At 48.7% G+C, this 17,279-nt stretch carries 14 protein-coding genes; 9 read left to right on the top strand and 5 right to left on the bottom strand.

Going from position 1 to position 17,279, the window contains the following annotated elements; all coding sequences use genetic code 11:
- The 3 genes from ACTHY5_RS06555 to ACTHY5_RS06565 form a co-directional block, all read right to left on the bottom strand.
- The coding region (locus ACTHY5_RS06555) for an FAD-dependent oxidoreductase (RefSeq protein ID WP_441877954.1) at window positions 1-1,326 on the bottom strand (1,326 nt) is incomplete at its 3' end.
- A gap of 248 nt (window positions 1,327-1,574) precedes the next feature.
- Complete coding sequence (gene mfd / locus ACTHY5_RS06560) at window positions 1,575-5,030, bottom strand: transcription-repair coupling factor (protein ID WP_441877956.1); 3,456 nt, start codon at window positions 5,028-5,030, stop codon at window positions 1,575-1,577.
- Window positions 5,030-5,647, bottom strand: coding sequence for a PilZ domain-containing protein (locus ACTHY5_RS06565; RefSeq protein WP_441877958.1), 618 nt, complete (start codon window positions 5,645-5,647; stop codon window positions 5,030-5,032). Before ACTHY5_RS06565 ends, mfd begins: the two co-directional genes overlap by 1 nt.
- 67 nt (window positions 5,648-5,714) lie before the next feature.
- Between ACTHY5_RS06565 and ACTHY5_RS06570 the strand changes: the two genes are divergently transcribed.
- Genes ACTHY5_RS06570 through lolE form a run of 3 tightly spaced genes read left to right on the top strand, consistent with a single transcriptional unit; the run spans window position 5,715 to window position 8,921 of the window.
- The gene (locus tag ACTHY5_RS06570) at window positions 5,715-6,926 is read left to right on the top strand and encodes a lipoprotein-releasing ABC transporter permease subunit (RefSeq protein WP_441877960.1); all 1,212 of its coding nucleotides are present in this window, start codon (window positions 5,715-5,717) and stop codon (window positions 6,924-6,926) included.
- Window positions 6,919-7,680 (top strand): lipoprotein-releasing ABC transporter ATP-binding protein LolD, encoded by a 762-nt coding sequence (gene lolD, locus ACTHY5_RS06575; RefSeq protein ID WP_441877962.1) that lies wholly within the window; start codon window positions 6,919-6,921, stop codon window positions 7,678-7,680. Before ACTHY5_RS06570 ends, lolD begins: the two co-directional genes overlap by 8 nt.
- Complete coding sequence (gene lolE / locus ACTHY5_RS06580; RefSeq protein ID WP_441877964.1) at window positions 7,680-8,921, top strand: lipoprotein-releasing ABC transporter permease subunit LolE; 1,242 nt, start codon at window positions 7,680-7,682, stop codon at window positions 8,919-8,921. The genes lolD and lolE overlap by 1 nt, the downstream gene beginning before the upstream one ends.
- Window positions 8,922-9,039: 118 nt before the next feature.
- Here the strand turns inward: lolE and ACTHY5_RS06585 are convergent, their stop codons facing one another.
- Window positions 9,040-9,531: a DUF2062 domain-containing protein gene (locus ACTHY5_RS06585; RefSeq protein ID WP_441877966.1), complete on the bottom strand. Its 492-nt coding sequence runs from the start codon at window positions 9,529-9,531 to the stop codon at window positions 9,040-9,042.
- Window positions 9,531-10,043: a DUF2062 domain-containing protein gene (locus ACTHY5_RS06590; RefSeq protein WP_441877968.1), complete on the bottom strand. Its 513-nt coding sequence runs from the start codon at window positions 10,041-10,043 to the stop codon at window positions 9,531-9,533. The genes ACTHY5_RS06585 and ACTHY5_RS06590 overlap by 1 nt, the downstream gene beginning before the upstream one ends.
- 114 nt (window positions 10,044-10,157) lie before the next feature.
- Here ACTHY5_RS06590 and ACTHY5_RS06595 point away from each other — a divergent pair, with 114 nt between their 5' ends.
- From ACTHY5_RS06595 to fbp, 6 genes are all read left to right on the top strand, one after another.
- The gene (locus ACTHY5_RS06595) at window positions 10,158-12,320 is read left to right on the top strand and encodes a DNA internalization-related competence protein ComEC/Rec2 (RefSeq protein ID WP_441877970.1); all 2,163 of its coding nucleotides are present in this window, start codon (window positions 10,158-10,160) and stop codon (window positions 12,318-12,320) included.
- Between the two features lie 27 nt (window positions 12,321-12,347).
- Window positions 12,348-14,099, top strand: a complete 1,752-nt coding sequence (gene msbA, locus ACTHY5_RS06600; protein WP_441877972.1) for a lipid A ABC transporter ATP-binding protein/permease MsbA — start codon at window positions 12,348-12,350, stop codon at window positions 14,097-14,099.
- Window positions 14,099-15,067: a tetraacyldisaccharide 4'-kinase gene (lpxK, locus tag ACTHY5_RS06605; RefSeq protein ID WP_441877974.1), complete on the top strand. Its 969-nt coding sequence runs from the start codon at window positions 14,099-14,101 to the stop codon at window positions 15,065-15,067. Before msbA ends, lpxK begins: the two co-directional genes overlap by 1 nt.
- Window positions 15,057-15,245 (top strand): Trm112 family protein, encoded by a 189-nt coding sequence (locus ACTHY5_RS06610; protein ID WP_441877976.1) that lies wholly within the window; start codon window positions 15,057-15,059, stop codon window positions 15,243-15,245. The genes lpxK and ACTHY5_RS06610 overlap by 11 nt, the downstream gene beginning before the upstream one ends.
- Complete coding sequence (gene kdsB / locus ACTHY5_RS06615; RefSeq protein ID WP_441877978.1) at window positions 15,242-15,985, top strand: 3-deoxy-manno-octulosonate cytidylyltransferase; 744 nt, start codon at window positions 15,242-15,244, stop codon at window positions 15,983-15,985. Before ACTHY5_RS06610 ends, kdsB begins: the two co-directional genes overlap by 4 nt.
- Window positions 15,986-16,070: 85 nt before the next feature.
- The gene (gene fbp / locus ACTHY5_RS06620; protein ID WP_441877980.1) at window positions 16,071-17,081 is read left to right on the top strand and encodes a class 1 fructose-bisphosphatase; all 1,011 of its coding nucleotides are present in this window, start codon (window positions 16,071-16,073) and stop codon (window positions 17,079-17,081) included.
- The last annotated feature ends 198 nt before the right edge of the window (window positions 17,082-17,279 follow it).

The raw sequence follows: 17,279 nt of genomic DNA on the forward strand, positions 1-17,279 counted from the left end.
GTGCCAGGTTAACCAACCTAAACTGGCGAGCTTGGCGACAATGCGATCAGCTGCGGTGAGGGCAGAGCTGGCTTTAACAATTTCGACCCGAGCATAATGTTGGCCCTCAAAGGTGACATCGGCGGCGCGCAGCGAGGGATCTGAGCCAGGTATTTGTTGTGCACCAAACAACGGCTTACCTGCCACAGTGGCGCTGGCAAATGCCGGCAATAAGCGTGCTAGGTGTGTGATGGCTTCTTGAGTGCGCGCGTCAATATCCGCATCTTGCCAGCCTTGGTTGAGCTGGGTTTGATACGCTTGCGGCAGTTGTGGTTGAGCACTGTGGGCCGAGCTTGCGGCTAAGCCATGTTTAAACAAAGTAATAGACTCAGTCATGCCATGTAATTGAAACAGGCCATTGGGGTAGGGCGTTAATTGTGCCATGCCCTTAGGCGTGCCTCGCTCGCCGTGAAAGATCACTTCTGGCCAGTGTCCGTTGGTATGCCAATGGGTTACATAAGCGGCTTTATATTCCACTAGTCGCTTACGAGCATATCCGGCCATATCATCCACCATACCGGTGCGAAAACCACAGGCATTAATTAAATAATCTACTTTATAGCTGTGCGCGGCCTCTGTGCCAGTAGTAGCTTGAATAAGCCAGCCATCGGGTTGTTTTAATAGCTCAGTGGCACGGGTATTTAGCAGCAACTGGCAATGAGGCGAATCTTGCAATGCCAGTGTGGCGGTGGCCGCCATACGAAATAAGCTCCAGCCATATTCTTGTACCAAAATCAGCGGAAACTTAAGTGTATCTGCCTCTAAATGATGAGCTAAAGGGATCAGCCAGTCGTCATGTGATTGCGCTTTGTTTGGCATGGGGAGCTTGGCCAAAGCCACAAACTGCTCGCGGGTGTAGCAACGATAATAATCATCGGGCTCACCCAGCACTTTATTGGCGGGATCTTCGGCTACTAAACGCCGATACTCCTGGGTGACCTGCTGTAAACGTGGCAAAAGCGCGCTGGCGTCTCCTGCATCAGAAACAGGAGTCGCAATAACAGTGGGGCGGCGGTTAACGCTGTGCGGATAAGCGCGCACTGAGTCGATAGATTGGCGTAATAGGGTGAGGCACTGGCTGTCACTTATTTCGCGATACAAGTTACCGCCGGCATGCAAATGGCAAATAGGGGGGCCATTGAGTAAACCATCACTGGCCTCAAACAGTTGAGTGTTAATACCTAAATCGGCTAAACGTAGTGCGACAGTGGCACCCGCCACACCACCACCCAAAATACCCACTGTGAGTGGACGCTGAGCTGAAACGTGGCAAAAATGTGTATTCATGTACTCTCTAAACGTTATGTGTGCGGGGATAGAGCTAACACCTTACAAACCCTCAAGACTCAAGAGTTTTCGCAACGGAAACCACGAAACCCACGGAAAAATAAAGACCAGATTTGAAAAGCTGACTGGCTCTTTTCGACCTTATCTATGTTAATTTTCCGCTAGTTCCGTGTTCTTCCGTTGCAAAGATCGCTAGGTTTTTCTTTAGTTTATCGCTTTCATTCAACATTCAACATTCAAGATTGCGCTCACGATACTTGGTGTTTGCTAAGCTCGGTGAGTAAGTCATCAATGAGTGCTAATCGAGCGGGGGCATCTTGGGTTGGAATGGCAAAGCGTAGCTTGGTTGGCCCTTCCATTTTGTAGATGCGCGGCTGACTTTGCAACAGACCCACTAAAAACATTGGATCTATTTTAGCGTCTTGGCTAAATGTAATATTGCCGCCCTTAGCACTGGCATCAATTTTATCGATGCCTAACGGGTTGGCTTTAAGCTTTAAGCCAGCAAGGGCAATCAGGTTTTTAGTAGGCTCTGGCAATAAGCCGAACCGATCAATTAACTCCACCTGTAATTCGCGCAGTGCACTGTTATCCTCTGCAGTGGCAATGCGTTTATACATAGACAAGCGCATATTCACATCCGGAATATAATCATCGGGTAGTAGGGCGGGCAGGCGCAGCTCTATCTCTGTTTGAGTGCGTAGCAGTTGATCCAGTGCCGGTTCTTTGCCGGCTTGTAATGCGGTGACTGCCTGCTCAAGCATTTCCATATATAAACTAAAGCCGATAGCGGTGATCTGGCCACTTTGTTCATCGCCTAATAGCTCACCGGCTCCGCGAATTTCAAGATCATGAGTGGCCAGTGCAAAACCTGCGCCTAAATCTTCGAGGGCGGCTATGGCTTCTAGCCGCTTTTTAGCATCTGTGGTCATGCGCTTAGGGTGTGGCGTCATTAAATACGCATAGGCTTGATGATGAGAGCGGCCCACCCGCCCCCGTAGCTGGTGTAATTGGGCCAAGCCTAATCGATCGGCTCTGTCCATAATAATAGTGTTAGCACTGGGCACGTCGATACCGGTTTCGATAATGGTTGAGCACAACAGCACATTATAGCGCTGATGATAAAAATCAGTCATCACTCGTTCTAGTTCGCGTTCTCGCATTTGACCGTGGGCAACACCGATACGCGCTTCTGGTACTAGCGTGGTGAGCATTTCAGCGGTATTTTCTATGGTTTGCACTTCGTTGTGCAGGTAATACACTTGGCCACCACGTTTTAGCTCCCGCAAGATAGCTTCGCGAATGGTGGCGGGATCAGACTCGCGGACAAAGGTTTTTACTGCTAATCGTTTGGCTGGGGGCGTGGCAATAATGGATAAATCACGCATGCCGCCCATGGCCATATTGAGCGTTCGCGGAATGGGTGTGGCAGTAAGGGTCAAAATATCAACGTCGGCGCGTAGGGCTTTTATCTTGTCTTTTTGACGCACTCCAAAGCGGTGTTCTTCATCTACAATTAATAGGCCTAAGTCTTTAAAGCGCACATCTTGGCTTAGTAATTTATGAGTGCCAATCACAATATCTATGCCGCCATCGCTTATCCCCTCTAATACTTTGCTTTGTTCTTTGGTGCTTTTAAAGCGGCTCAGCATATCGATACGCACCGGTAAGTTGGCAAAGCGGTCTCTAAAGTTATCGTAATGCTGCTGCGCCAACAATGTGGTGGGCACTAACACCGCCACTTGTTTACTGTCGTGTACCGCGACAAAGGCGGCGCGCATGGCCACTTCGGTTTTACCAAAGCCCACATCCCCACAGACGAGTCTGTCCATGGCCTTGGGCTGGGTCATGTCGGTGAGTACGGCATTAATGGCATTAAGCTGATCATCGGTCTCTTCAAACGGAAAAGCATCAGAAAATTGCCGATATGCGGCCTTGTCGTGCACCATGGCCTGACCGGGTTGAGCTGCGCGGCGGGCATATACGTCCAATAACTCAGCGGCCACATCCCGTACTTTTTCAGCGGCTTTTTGTTTGGCTTTGCTCCAGGTCTCGTTACCCAGCTTATTTAATTTAGGATCATCAGCACCACTATAACGGCCTACTAAGTGTAAAGCGGTCACGGGTACATAAAGCTTGTCGCCCGCAGCATACTCAAGCGTTAAGTATTCTGATTTAAGGCCACCGGCATCCAGCGTTTGTAACCCTGTATAACGGCCCACGCCGTGATCAAGGTGCACCACAGGCTGGCCGATAGACAGCTCGGCTAAATTACGGATCAGCGTATCAGGATTTAAGCTTTTCGATTTCTCACGACGACGGCGCTGAATGACGCGGCCGCCTAATAAGTCACCTTCGCAAATTAAAGCAAACTCGTCATTCAGCACAAAGCCCTGAGACAGCGGCCCCACCAGTAAGCCAATAGGGTCATTGCCCGCTAAAAACTCACTCACACTGTGATAAGGCCAAGGTTTAATGGCAGAGCCCGAAAACAGCTCAATTAAGGCCTCACGTCGCCCAGCCGTTTCTACTGAGAATAATATGCGGCCCTTAAACTGCTCACAAAATGCCAGTAAGCGAGCAAGGGGGGTGGCTTTTTGATGCTCGACCTCAAGCTCTGGCAAGGGACTAATGGGAGCATTTTGCCGATCGCCTTTTTCTAATACTGGCGTGTGGCTTAATTGCAGCTGTGGCCAGTCTTTCAGTTGTTGAAATACGGCATTCGGCTGTAAATAAAGCTCATCAGGTGGCAACAAGGGGCGCAGCATATCGTGGCGCCTGTCTTCGTAGCGCGCTTGTACGTCCTTCCAGAAGGTGTCGGCGGCCTCACTGAGATCCCCAACCGTTAATACCCATACCGACTCGGGTAGAGAGTCGAACAGGGTTTGAGTTTGGTCAAAAAACAGCGGAAAGTAATGCTCGATACCAGCAGGAAACTGGCTTTGACTGACCCTGTGATATAAAGATTCGGGTTCGTTGCGCAGTGTAAAACGCTCGCGATAATGCCCACGAAAACGCTCAATTGCTTGGCTGTCGGTCGGAAATTCGCGCGCGGGTAACAAGCGCACTTGGGTGACTGTGTCTTTTGAGCGTTGGGTGTCGGGGTCAAAAGGGCGCAGGGTATCAATTTCATCATCAAAAAAATCAATACGATAGGGCGCATCGGCCCCCATAGGGTATAAATCGAGTAAGGCACCGCGAGCAGCATATTCACCGTGGGTTAATACTTGATCTACGGCTCGATAACCGGCACTTTCTAAGCGAATGCGCAGCGCGTGCATATCAAGCTTATCCCCGGTTTTAAGTAGCAGGCTGTTTTTATCTAGCCAGTCTCTGGGGGGCGTGCGCAGCATTAAGGTGGTGATAGGTACAATTAATAAACCCCGTTGCAGCGCCGGTATGCCGTATAAGGTTTCTAACCGCTGAGAGATGATATCTTGGTGCGGTGAAAACTGATCATAGGGCAGGGTTTCCCAGTCAGGGAACAGCTGTACCGGTAAGTGTTCATTGATGCTGGCATCTTGTTGCAATAGGTGGCGAACCTCTTGCTCTAACCGCAGTGCTGTGGGGGTGTCGGGCACTAACAGCAACACTAATTGTTGCTGTTGTTTCACTTGTTCGGCAATGGCTAAACTTAAGCTACTGCCAATAAGCTGTCCTAAGCTGGCTTTAGGGCGAGGCGTGGGGCTATTAATGTAGTTCATTATGCTGTGGGGCCGTCTTGTTGGGCGCGGCGTTCGGCGCGGGCTTTAAGTTGTTTGGCTTGCAGTTGTAGGCTGGCGCGGATTAGGGCGTCGCGGTCTTGCTCACGCAAAGCGCTAAATTGGCAATAATAAGGTAGAGACTCAACACTGTGTTGGGGAGCTGCCGATGTGGCTTGCTGTATTTGGCCATAACCATACACGGCTACCGATAATTCAGGTAAAAACAGTTTAAAGCGTGCAAGACAACCTTCAACAAAGGGCTGAGTTGAAGTAAAGGTAAAGCCACCGCCACCCAAGCTTAGGGTATGATAGCGGTGTTCGGGGTTATCTTCCCCGGCTAATACATAACTCAGTACTAAGTCGATTTTGCGTGATTGTAAATTGATGATATCGACTAAATCTGCCGCATGTTCGTCTAAGTTCCGTAATAGACGGGCATTATTGGTATCGATGCGAGTCACTTCACTGATAAGCTTGAATGGCGCCGGAATTTGGGCCTCCAAGGTCTCGGCATCGGGCAGCGTTTCGCCTTCTGCCAAAGGGCACACATTCACTTGTGTTTGGTAGTCGATACTAAAATAAGGATCTGCCATCATTCTCTGCTCTTGTTGCACCATTCACATACCTTTATTATTCCGCAACTTGCGGGCGAGGTAAAACTCTTTAAAAACGGATGATTAGACCATGTTTCAACCCCTAACGTTAATGTTGGGCTTACGCTATGCAGGCGCACGAGGCCAGCGCAGTTTTGCGTCTTTTGTCTCAGGCTTTTCGACCATGGGTATTTTATTAGGGGTCGCGGCACTGATTGTAGTCTCGTCTGTGATGAACGGCTTTGAACAACAGCTAAAAGATCGCCTGCTGGGCGTAGTTCCTCATGCCATGGTAACAGAGCCTGAGGGGCGATTGGCTAAACCTGAACAATATCAGGCATTATTTGCTAACCAAGAGGGCGTATTGGCCAGTGCCCCTTTTATTCGCGCCGAGGCCATGGTGCAAGGGCCGGGTCATATTACCGGTGTTGAGTTGTATGGCGTTGACCCAAGCTTGGAGCAAGATCCTATTTTGCAGGCGCTGGATAAGCGCACTTTAGGCTATTTTGAAGATTTACCTTATGGCGTACTTATGGGGTGGCAAGTCGCGCGATCTTTGGGGGTTGAGCCGGGTGATAAAGTACGGGTAACTGTTACCGAGGGTAGTCGCTTTACGCCTTTGGGGCGGGTACCTAGTCAACGGGTGTTTACGTTAGTAGGCACTTTTAATACCGGTACCGATGTTGATCGCCAACTTATTATGGCGCGGCTAGACGATGCCGCCCGCTTATTGCGTTATGCCCCAGAGCAGGCTTCGGGGTTGCGGTTATGGCTAGCAGACCCTTTTGCATTAAATGCGCTACCTGAGCTGCCCACCCCACTGAAATATGAAACGTGGCAGCATACCCGAGGGGAGTTATTTCAGGCTGTGGCCATGGAAAAACGACTCATGAGCTTTATGCTGGCGCTGATTGTATTAGTCGCAGCGTTTAATATTTTATCCGCCATGGTGATGGTGGTGACCGATAAAGAAGCCGAAATTGCCATGCTAAAAACCTTAGGATTAAGCCGAGGGCGCATTATGGCGGTGTTTATGATCCAAGGCGGCTTTAGTGGTGTGCTGGGCTGTATATTAGGGTTTGGTTTGGGGGTGTTACTGAGCCTTAATTTAGATGCGGTATTAAATGCACTGGGCATTAATATGTATGCCGCCGCCGGGGGCAGTCAGCTGCCGGTATTATTGTTGCCGACACAACTCGTTGTTGTATTACTTTCCACTTTACTATTGTGCGTGTTGGCCAGCCTTTATCCGGCATGGCGAGCATCGCGCGTTCATCCTGCTGAGGCTTTACGCTATGAATAACCCGCTATTAGTGGTTGAAAACCTAACTAAAACTCACCTCGATGGGGCTGCTCCTGTCACTATTTTAGACGGTGTTAGTTTGCAATTAGCCGCAGGGGAAAGCTTAGCGGTGGTGGGCAGCTCTGGCTCGGGTAAGAGTACCTTGTTGCACTTACTTGGCAGTCTTGATGCACCTACACAGGGGCGAGTGTTAATTGAGGGAGAAGACTTACACCAAATGCGAGATCGAGCCCAGGCGCGCTTTCGTAATCAGCACATGGGCTTTGTGTATCAATTTCATCATTTGTTGGGGGAGTTTAGTGCTCTAGAAAATGCTGCCATGCCGTTATTAATTGCTGGGTGCGCGGTCGATGAAGCCAAAACACAAGCCGAGGCACTGCTAAAGCGTGTCGGTTTAGGACACCGCCTAGATCATAGACCCTCGGCCTTGTCGGGGGGGGAGCGCCAGCGGGTGGCCATTGCCCGAGCCTTGGTTAATAAGCCGCGTTTAGTATTAGCCGATGAACCCACGGGTAACTTAGATGCACATAGTGCGGGGGACGTTTTTTCCTTATTGGCTGAACTGCAAAGTGAACTGGGGACGGGGCTGGTGGTGGTTACCCATGACTTAGACTTAGCGGCACGGTTAGATAAGCAATGCCAGTTAGTGGAAGGGCGTTTAGTAGAAGGGGAGCTGGTTGAGGGACGCTGGGTCAATGGACCCGTTAATAAGGCGCCAGTGTGTGCCAGCTTATTAGTGCAGGAGCAAGCTTGATGTTTCGTCCGTTAAGTGTATTTTGGGGGTGGCGTTTTAGTCGAGCTAAGCGTCGTAACCGTTTTATTTCGTTTATCTCAATGGCCTCTATTGCGGGTATTGCTATTGGCGTAGGTGCGCTGATTTTGGGGCTGTCTGCGATGAATGGCTTTGAACGTGAGCTAGAAAACCGCATTTTGTCGGTGTTGCCTCATGGACAATTGACCACGGCTAAAGCCCCTGTGGCGCAGTGGCAGTCAATGGCAAAGCAGCTACAGTCTGAGCCGGGCATAGTGGCTGTTTCCCCAGTGGTGCCATTAGAAGGCTTACTCAGTCGTGGTGCCAAGTTAAAAGCGGTACAACTGCAAGGGATAATGCCCAGTAATGAAGCTAAGGTTTCAACGCTTGCACCTTATTTAGAGGGCGCCAGTTTAACGTTATTGCGCCCTGGCGAACGAGGTCTTATTTTGGGCAAGGCGATAACCGAACAACTGGGATTATCCGTAGGCGATAGTGTGTCGTTGTTGTTGCCTGCACCTGGGAGTAATGATTTTGGTTCACCTAAGCGTCACCGTTTTACATTGATGGGTATTATTAATCTAGGCGGACAGTTAGATAGCGTGCTGGGCTATACCCACTTACAAGATGCGCAAGAGCTTAGTGCCATTGCAGACAAGGTGATGGGGTTTCACTTGCGAGTTGATGATGTACTAGTGGCAGATCAATTAACCCTACAGGCTGCTACTGGGCTGCCTGTGGCATTTTATGTCAGCAGCTGGATGGAAAGCCAAGGCAATATTTATCACGATATTCAACTGGTACGCACGCTAATGATAGTGGTGTTGCTATTGGTGATGGCGGTGGCCAGTTTTAATATTGTGTCGACATTAGTAATGGCTGTGAATGAGAAAAAAGGGGATATTGCTATTCTTAAAACAATGGGCGCGGGCCCTTGGCAAATTCGCAGCGCTTTTGTGGTACAGGGCATGTTAAATGGCATTACCGGTGTTGTTATTGGCGGTCTGTTAGGGGGAGTGTTAGCCACTCAGCTGTCTGAGTTGGTGGCGGGCATTGAGCAGATAACAGGGCACCGCTTTTTAAATCCGGATATTTACTTTATTGACTTTATTCCTACCGAGTTTCACTGGGCAGATTTATGGTTAGTGACAGGCTCGGCGTTAGTGTTGATCTTGTTAGCCACCCTTTATCCTGCATGGCGGGCCGGTCAGTTATTACCAAGACAACTGCTTGGGGAAGGTTAAGGGATAGCTGAAAGCGGTAAGCTGGAAGCTGGAAGAAAACTATAAAACACCGATTCTGATGAGTCGGTGTTTGTCTTTAAGCTAGACGCTTGGTGCTGGGCGCTCGGCGCTGTTTTTTTTAACGCCGCCGTGCTTTCCAGGCTCGTTGAATTTTATAGCGCCAGTAAAGGTGGGTAAGTAGCCAGCCTAATAGTGCAGAGACTAGGCCGAGTAACAGGGCGCCAGTTAGCAGAGGCCAAATAATGCTGGCAACGTCATGTTCTAAAGAATGGCTAAACTCCAGCACCGGCAGGCCCAGTAACCGCACTCCTAAGTGATAGGCCACATAAAACATGGGCGCTATGGTGAGAGGGTTATTGACCCACACCATGGCAATCGCAAGCGGTAAATAACCGCGTAATAAAATGGCTAAACCAATGGCCACTAACGAGTGTAATGGCAGTGGCAACCAAGCGGCAAATAGCCCACAAGCTATGGCAATAGCAACTGAATGGCGGTTATAACGCCAGTAGTCTGGATCAAGCCAGCGCTCACCAAACAGCTTCAACAATTTATGTTGATGCAAGCTTGCCTGACTGGGCATTTTTGAACGTAACCAGCGTTGTATCATTACGAGTGACGTCGTCGTTGTTTCCAACGGCGTGCAACCGTCCAGCGCCATAAGCCATGGATCACCATAAATCCGGTGGCCGAGCACACCACGGCCATTACTAAGCAGCCAAGTAAAAAGGGCGGCGCGGCTGTGCTCATTGCACTGCTAATGCCTGATAAGCTGAGCTCAAAGTGTTTGTAATGGTGAGGTCTGTCTAATAAAAAAGATCCCAAACGATATGCAAAATAAAACATGGGCGCCATGGTGAACGGATTTGTAATCCACACTAAAACGGCCGACAGCGGTAAATTAACTCTAAATGTCATGGCCAGTAGAGCGGCCAGCAACATTTGAAAGGGCAGTGGCATCCAAGCACTGAACAGGCCCACAGCAAAGGCACCGGCGGCAGAGTGTCGGTTTAGGTACCATAAATTATTGTCATGTAACCGGCTGCCTAGCACCTTTAAATACTTATTGTTTTTGATGGTGCCGGGATCAGGCATCAGGCGTTTTAACATTTTCTTTGGCATTTATTCTAAATCCGCAATACTTACTAAATGGATAAGCGGCTTTTTTCTTTTTGCTTCGGCATCGCAAGTATTATTATCTGGCCCTGGCTACCCAGCTGGGACTGGTGGATACCCTTGGCCTGTTTAATAGGGGTAAGCTGGCAAAAGAGGCCGGCTACAGCGTGTTTGTTACTCGGCATTAGTTGGGCATTATGCTATAGCCATTGGCAATTACATTGGCTGCAAGACGCTACATTATTTGAGCGTAGCCAAATTATTGCTGGCACCGTTGAGCGCGTAAATATCCAACAACATAATAAAAGTAAACTGATTGTCAGCCTGAAGCGCCTAAATGGTCAAGCTCTTTCCCCTCGTCCTCGAATATTGTTGTCTTGGTACAGTGAGCAAGCTCCTCCACAAGTGGGCGAATCTTTTCAATCTATTACTCAATTACGACTGCCTCACAGTTTGCATAACCCTGGCACCTTTAATAGTGCACGCTGGTTATTAGGCCAAGGAATAACTGCGCGTGGTAGTTTAACCGGTACCTTGTCGCATCAAGTTAATGCTGATTCTTTGCGTATGCAGTTGGTTACACACATTAAAAAGCAAACCGCAGCATTACCAGCCCAACCGTGGCTATTGGCATTAAGTGTGGGTGAGCGTGCTGGACTGGTCTCACAAGATTGGGCCATGCTGCGGGGCTTGGGCATTAGTCATTTATTTGCCATATCCGGACTGCATATTGGGCTAGTGGCGGGGCTTGGGCTCTTGGTGGGGCGACTAACAGGTAACCGTTGGATAGCCGCTATGTTAGCGGCTAGCTTAGCATTAGCTTATGCGTGGTTGGCAGGTTTTTCGGTGCCAACACAGCGTGCCTTATTAATGCTATTACTGTGGTTAGGCTTATATTGCTGGGGGCGATTTTGGAGTGGGCGGCGCATTTTGTTGCTAACCATGACGCTACTGTTAGTGATGCGGCCTTGGTTGGCACTGGATCAGGGTTTTTGGTTGTCGGTGCTAGCAGTCGCGGCATTGTTGGTGACTACTCACTGGTTAGGTGGGCGGCAAATGTGGCGATTACAGCTTGGGATCACTTTGCTGCTTTTACCCTTAGTGATGCTGTTATTTGGCGGTGTTAGCTGGCTATCGCTGCCTGTAAACTGGGTATTAATTCCTTTATTTTCGTTGCTTTTAATCCCACTGTTATTGTTAGCAGCTTTGCTGATGCTCCCAGCCCCTTGGTTAGCCAGTGCTATTTTTACGATATTAAATACATTGTTTGTTTCACTGATCAACAGCTTACACTGGTTAAATGACAGTGTATCACCTTGGATATGGCTATCATCCACCGCTCAAGGGGTGGGCTTGGCTATTTTGCTTTTGCCATTATTACTGCTGCCTCGCGCTCGCTGGCTAATGATATTGCCAGTGTGTTTGGTATTATTACAAGAGCCCTCGGCGCGCTGGCAAGTACGGGTACTGGATGTGGGACAGGGATTGTCTGTGTTAGTGACTCAAGGAAAACGTGCGTTATTATTTGATACTGGTAATCGTTTTAGCTCGGGCTTTAACATGGCCGATGGCGTTATTTTGCCGCTATTAAGGCGCCTTAATATTCAACAGCTTGATTACTTGGTGATCAGTCATGATGATCAAGATCACAGTGGTAACCGTGATTATTTAGCGCAAGTTTTACCCATTAAGCAACAATGGGGCGCTTGGCCTAATGGCAAGCCTTGTCGGGCAGGTCAACAAATGCAGTGGGGACAACTGACTTTAACAATGTTGTGGCCTGCAAAGCTAACCGGCCACAGCAATAATGACTCCTGTGTACTACACATCAGTGATGGTGAGCGTTCGCTACTGCTTACTGGTGACATTGAGGTGCAAGCGGAGCAAGCCTTATTAGTCTACATAGAGACTGAAAATAAAAAGCGAGTTAGGGCCAACTTACCCCCCAATGGCAGTGCTGAACCTCTTTTACCACTGGCCGCCGAGCTACTTATTAGCCCCCATCATGGCAGTAAAAGCTCGTCTAGTGAGGGCTTTAATATGGCAGTAAACCCCAATTGGGTGGTACATACTGCCGGGTTTGCTAACCGTTGGGGTTTTCCTTCTGCTGAGGTTGTTGCCCGCTTTCAGCAGCAAGGTGTGGCGCAGTTAACAACCGGTGAATTAGGCATGGTGCATTGGGTGGCAACAGAGTCACATTGGCGTTTAGTACATTCAAAACGGTCTGGCGCTTGGTATAACAGCCTCAATACTTGGTTGAATGACGCTAACCCGTTAGAATAGCCTCTCGTTTTTCAAGGTAGAGACCTTATGTCCCAAGAAGCACACACTTCATCCTGGCCGATACTTAAGCGGTTATTGCGTTATGTGAAGGAGCGTAAGCTCGGTTTAGTGGCGGCGATTATTGGTATGGCAGGCTACGCCGCGGTAGATACCACCTTTGTTTATTCTATTAAACCCCTAATAGACGATGGCCTAACAGGGCAAGATCCGGCGGTATTAACCTGGATGCCGGTGTTTGTGATGGGCATTGTCTTACTGCGCGGCGTTTGTACCTTTTTGTCTAGTTTTTTTATGGCATGGGTCGGTAATCACGTAGTCATGGCATTGCAACAAGAAGTGTTTAGTAAGTTTATGACTATGCCGGTGGCCTTTTTTGATCGCCATAACAGCGGTAATTTATTATCTAAAGTGACCTACGATGCCTCTCAAGTCTCTTCTGCTGCCAGCTCTACTTTAGTTACCTTAGTGCGTGAAGGGGCCACTGTTATTGGCTTGCTGGGCTTAATGTTTTATCACTCTTGGCAGCTCTCATTAATCTTCTTTGTGGTGGGGCCTGTGGTGGGGGTGATGATTGCGGTGATCAGTCGGCGTTTTCGTCGCTTAAGCCGTGGTATGCAAGATGCCATGGGCAATATCACTAGCAGTACCGAGCAAATGTTGCGAGGCCACAAAGAAGTATTGATGTTTAATGGCCAAAAAATTGAAGCAGATCGCTTTCATAATGTGAGTAACAGGGTACGCCAACAAAATATGAAAATGGTAGCTGCCGATGCCATAGGGACGCCGCTGGTGCAGGTGATTGCATCCAGTGCTTTGGCCATTTTGCTGTATGTTTCTACCTTTGACGATATTCAAGACCAATTAACCCCAGGTACGTTTACGGTGATCGTCACGTCAATGATGATGTTAATGCGCCCCCTTAAAAGTTTAACGCAGGTGAATGGCCCTTATCAGCGAGGGATTGCGGCATGTCAAAGCTTGTTTTCATTACTCGACAGTGAAGGTGAACGCGATACTGGCACAGTCGCGTTAGCCAGAGCGAAAGGGGCGTTAGAATTTGATGGGGTGAGCTTTACTTATCCGACCAAAGAAACAGTGGCCTTAAAAGAGGTAAACTTTTCACTGGCCCCAGGTAAAACCATTGCCTTGGTGGGGCGATCGGGCTCGGGTAAAAGCACTATTGCCAGCTTACTGACCCGTTTTTACGATATTAATGAAGGTGAAATCCGCCTCGATGGCGTTGATATACGTGATTATAAGTTAAGTGATTTACGCCGCCAATTTGCTTTAGTGTCACAACAAGTGCATTTATTTAATGACACCATAGCCAATAACATTGCCTATGCCGCCGCCGGTGAATACAGCCGAGAGCAAGTGATTGCGGCAGCTAAAGTCGCCTATGCGGATGAGTTTATTAATAAACTAGATCAAGGTTACGATACCATTATTGGTGAAAATGGCGCCAGCTTATCTGGCGGTCAACGTCAGCGAGTTGCCATTGCGCGTGCACTGTTGCGTGATGCGCCACTGCTTATTTTAGATGAAGCCACCTCGGCGCTTGATACTGAGTCGGAGCGCCATATTCAGGCAGCGTTAGATGCCCTGCGGGAAAATCGCACTGCATTAGTAATTGCCCATCGGTTATCTACCATTGAAAATGCCGATGAAATATTAGTGATTGATGAAGGCCAAGTGGTAGAGCGGGGCTCGCATCAAGAATTGTTAGCCCGCCAAGGGACGTATGCCCAGCTGAGAAACATTCAATATGGCGAACAATAATGCAAGCTTGGTATAAGGGCGCAGTTTGGTTGTGGTTGCTGGCCCCTTTTAGCGCGTTATTTTCCCTTATTAGCAAGGGGCGACGTGTGTTATTTAGTGTGGGACTTAAAGCGCAACATAAGACGCCGGTTCCTGTTATTGTGGTTGGCAATCTTAGTGTGGGTGGTAATGGTAAAACGCCCGTTGTGGTGTGGTTGGTTGAGTGGTTACGAGAACAAGGTTATCACCCCGGGGTGATCAGCCGAGGATACGGTGGCCAAAGTGAGCACTACCCACTGTTATTGACGTCTGAAACTCAAGCTGACCAAGCCGGTGATGAGCCGGTATTAATCTATCGACGCACGGGCTGCCCCGTGGTAGTGGGGCCTAAGCGTGCAGAAGCGGCGGCCTTATTAGCTAGTGTTGGGGCCGATATTATTGTGAGTGACGACGGCTTACAGCATTATGCGCTGGCGCGCGACATTGAACTGGTGGTGGTGGACGGTAAACGTCGTTTTGGCAATGGTCATTTATTGCCGATGGGACCATTACGTGAAGGCTTATGGCGGTTAAAAACCGTGGATGCGGTGATTAATAATGGCGGGCCGGCGCAAGCGGGGGAGTTTTTAATGACCTTAATGCCGGGGGCGTTACAGTCGATAGACGATAACCCCACCGAACCTGCTCCCTGTGCGGCTCACACTGTGCATGCGCTGGCGGGCATTGGTCACCCACCCCGTTTTTTTGCCACTTTGGAACAACTTGGCTTTGTATTAGATCAGCAAGTCGCCTTGGCTGATCATAAGGCGGTGGCAAGCGAGCAGCTTGATCATTTACAATCACGGCCTTTATTGATTACCGAAAAAGATGCCGTTAAATGGCCTGGTGGTCATACTAATACCTGGTATTTGCCGGTTGATGCGCAATTACCCTCAGCATTTGAAACTATGCTGTTAACCCGACTGAAGGAGCTAGAGAATGGCGATTGACGCTAAATTGGTAGACATTATTGCCTGTCCGGTATGCAAAGGAAAACTACAGCTAGACCGTGCGCACAACGAGTTAGTGTGTCGGTTTGATAAGTTGGCGTATCCTATTACCGAGAATATTCCGGTGTTGCTAGAAAGCAGTGCGCGTAAGCTCAGCTCAGACGAGTTGCCAGCATGAGTTTTGTGGTCGTTATTCCAGCCCGTTTTAGCTCCACACGACTGCCGGGTAAGCCCTTGGCCGATATTCACGGTAAGCCCATGATATTATGGGTGGCTGAGCAAGCACAAAAGAGTGGTGCGCATCGGGTGGTGGTGGCCACCGATGACTCGCGAATTGCCGATGCACTGCAACACAGTGGTGTTGAAGTGGTCATGACTCGCACCGATCATGAGTCGGGTACCGAGCGCTTAGCCGAAGTGGTAGAGCGGCTTGAATTGGCAGCCGATGATATTGTGGTTAATGTACAAGGTGATGAACCTTTGTTACCGGCGGTATTAATCGATCAAGTTGCCGGCTTATTGGCAAGCAGTGATGCTCCTATGGCAACCTTAGCAACGCCATTAGAGCAGCCTGAACAGCTAGCAGATCCCAATGTGGTGAAAGTGGTGAGCAATGCTCAAGGCTATGCCTTGTATTTTAGCCGTGCTGGTTTGCCGTTTGATCGAGAAGGACAAATGGCGAGCGCTCCTGATATTACACATTGTCGACGCCATATTGGTATCTATGCTTATCGAGCCGGTTTTATTCGCCATTATTTGGCGTTACCCGTTAGCCCGCTTGAACAATTAGAAAAATTAGAACAATTACGGGTGTTATGGCATGGCGAGTCGATTGCTTTAGCCGACGCCTGTGCTGTTCCACCGCCGGGAGTTGATACTCAGGCGGACTTAACCGCAGTACGTCAGCAATTAGCGTAATACACCATTTTATATTTAACATGAACGGGGTGTCTTGCCCCGCAATTATGGCGGCTAACGTCTCAAGAAACCTTCGAGGAAGTTTATGATTACCCTGGGTGAATACATCATTAAAAACCAAGCTGAATACCCCAGCGCCAGTGGCGAGTTATCTTCGCTGTTATCTTCTATTCGCCGTGCGGCCAAAGTGGTTAATCGGGAAATCAACCGTGCTGGTTTGGTGACCGATATTATTGGCGGTAGTGCCGGCAGCGAAAATATACAGGGTGAAGCACAGCAAAAGCTAGATGTGTTTGCCAATGATGTCTTTAAAGCGGCATTAGAAGCTCGTGGTGAAGTCTGTGGTATTGCCTCTGAAGAAGAAGATCACTTTGTGGGCTTTGAAGATGAGCGTCAATCAAACGCCAAATACATTGTATTAATGGATCCACTAGATGGCTCGTCTAATATTGATGTGAATGTTTCGGTCGGTACTATTTTTTCAATTTATCGCCGCGTCAGTAAGCCTGGCGAGCCGGTTAGTATGGAAGACTTCTTACAGCCCGGTGTAAACCAAGTGGCTGCAGGCTATGTGGTGTATGGCTCGTCTACCATGTTGGTGTATACCACGGGCAATGGGGTGCATGGCTTTACCTATGACTCTACCTTGGGTTCATTTTGTTTATCTCATGAAAATATTCGTATTCCTGACATGGGTAACATCTATTCAATTAACGAAGGCAACTATATTCGCTTCCCTGAAGGGGTTAAGCAGTACCTGAAGTTTTGCCAAGAAAAAGACGATGCTACTAACCGCCCCTATACCTCACGTTATATTGGCTCTTTAGTGTCAGACTTTCATCGCAATATGCTTAAAGGCGGCATTTATATTTATCCATCAGGTACTAACTCGCCCAACGGCAAGCTGCGTTTGTTATATGAATGCAACCCACTGGCCTTTATGGCCGAGCAAGCCGGTGGCAAGGCGACCGACGGTTTCCGCCGCATTATGGAAATTAAGCCCACTGAATTACACCAGCGTACGCCTTATTTTATTGGCTCCAGCAAAATGGTGGATAAGGCCTGTGCCTTAATGACAGAGTTTTCAGCAGAATAAATTAGCGCCGAGCACTCAGCTAACAATAAAACACCGAGCCCATAATAGGCTCGGTGTTTTTGTTTGGTTATTGAATGGTGAAGCGCCGAGGATAATCATAACGCCTAAAACTTAAAGATTTTTCGCCACGGAACCCACGGAAAAATTAAGATGAGATAAAAGCGAAAGTGTCCTTACTGGTAAAAGCAAAATAAGAGG

Source organism: Oceanisphaera sp. (assembly GCF_052084945.1).
Taxonomy (GTDB): domain Bacteria; phylum Pseudomonadota; class Gammaproteobacteria; order Enterobacterales; family Aeromonadaceae; genus Oceanimonas.

Bases quoted from the DNA above. Each gene is read 5' to 3' on its own strand.
- mfd (WP_441877956.1), bottom strand. From the start codon at position 5,030: ATGAACTACATTAATAGCCCCACGCCTCGCCCTAAAGCCAGCTTAGGA.
- ACTHY5_RS06565 (WP_441877958.1), bottom strand. From the start codon at position 5,647: ATGGTGCAACAAGAGCAGAGAATGATGGCAGATCCTTATTTTAGTATC.
- ACTHY5_RS06570 (WP_441877960.1), top strand. From the start codon at position 5,715: ATGTTTCAACCCCTAACGTTAATGTTGGGCTTACGCTATGCAGGCGCA.
- lolD (WP_441877962.1), top strand. From the start codon at position 6,919: ATGAATAACCCGCTATTAGTGGTTGAAAACCTAACTAAAACTCACCTC.
- lolE (WP_441877964.1), top strand. From the start codon at position 7,680: ATGTTTCGTCCGTTAAGTGTATTTTGGGGGTGGCGTTTTAGTCGAGCT.
- ACTHY5_RS06585 (WP_441877966.1), bottom strand. From the start codon at position 9,531: ATGATACAACGCTGGTTACGTTCAAAAATGCCCAGTCAGGCAAGCTTG.
- ACTHY5_RS06590 (WP_441877968.1), bottom strand. From the start codon at position 10,043: ATGCCAAAGAAAATGTTAAAACGCCTGATGCCTGATCCCGGCACCATC.
- msbA (WP_441877972.1), top strand. From the start codon at position 12,348: ATGTCCCAAGAAGCACACACTTCATCCTGGCCGATACTTAAGCGGTTA.
- lpxK (WP_441877974.1), top strand. From the start codon at position 14,099: ATGCAAGCTTGGTATAAGGGCGCAGTTTGGTTGTGGTTGCTGGCCCCT.
- ACTHY5_RS06610 (WP_441877976.1), top strand. From the start codon at position 15,057: ATGGCGATTGACGCTAAATTGGTAGACATTATTGCCTGTCCGGTATGC.
- kdsB (WP_441877978.1), top strand. From the start codon at position 15,242: ATGAGTTTTGTGGTCGTTATTCCAGCCCGTTTTAGCTCCACACGACTG.
- fbp (WP_441877980.1), top strand. From the start codon at position 16,071: ATGATTACCCTGGGTGAATACATCATTAAAAACCAAGCTGAATACCCC.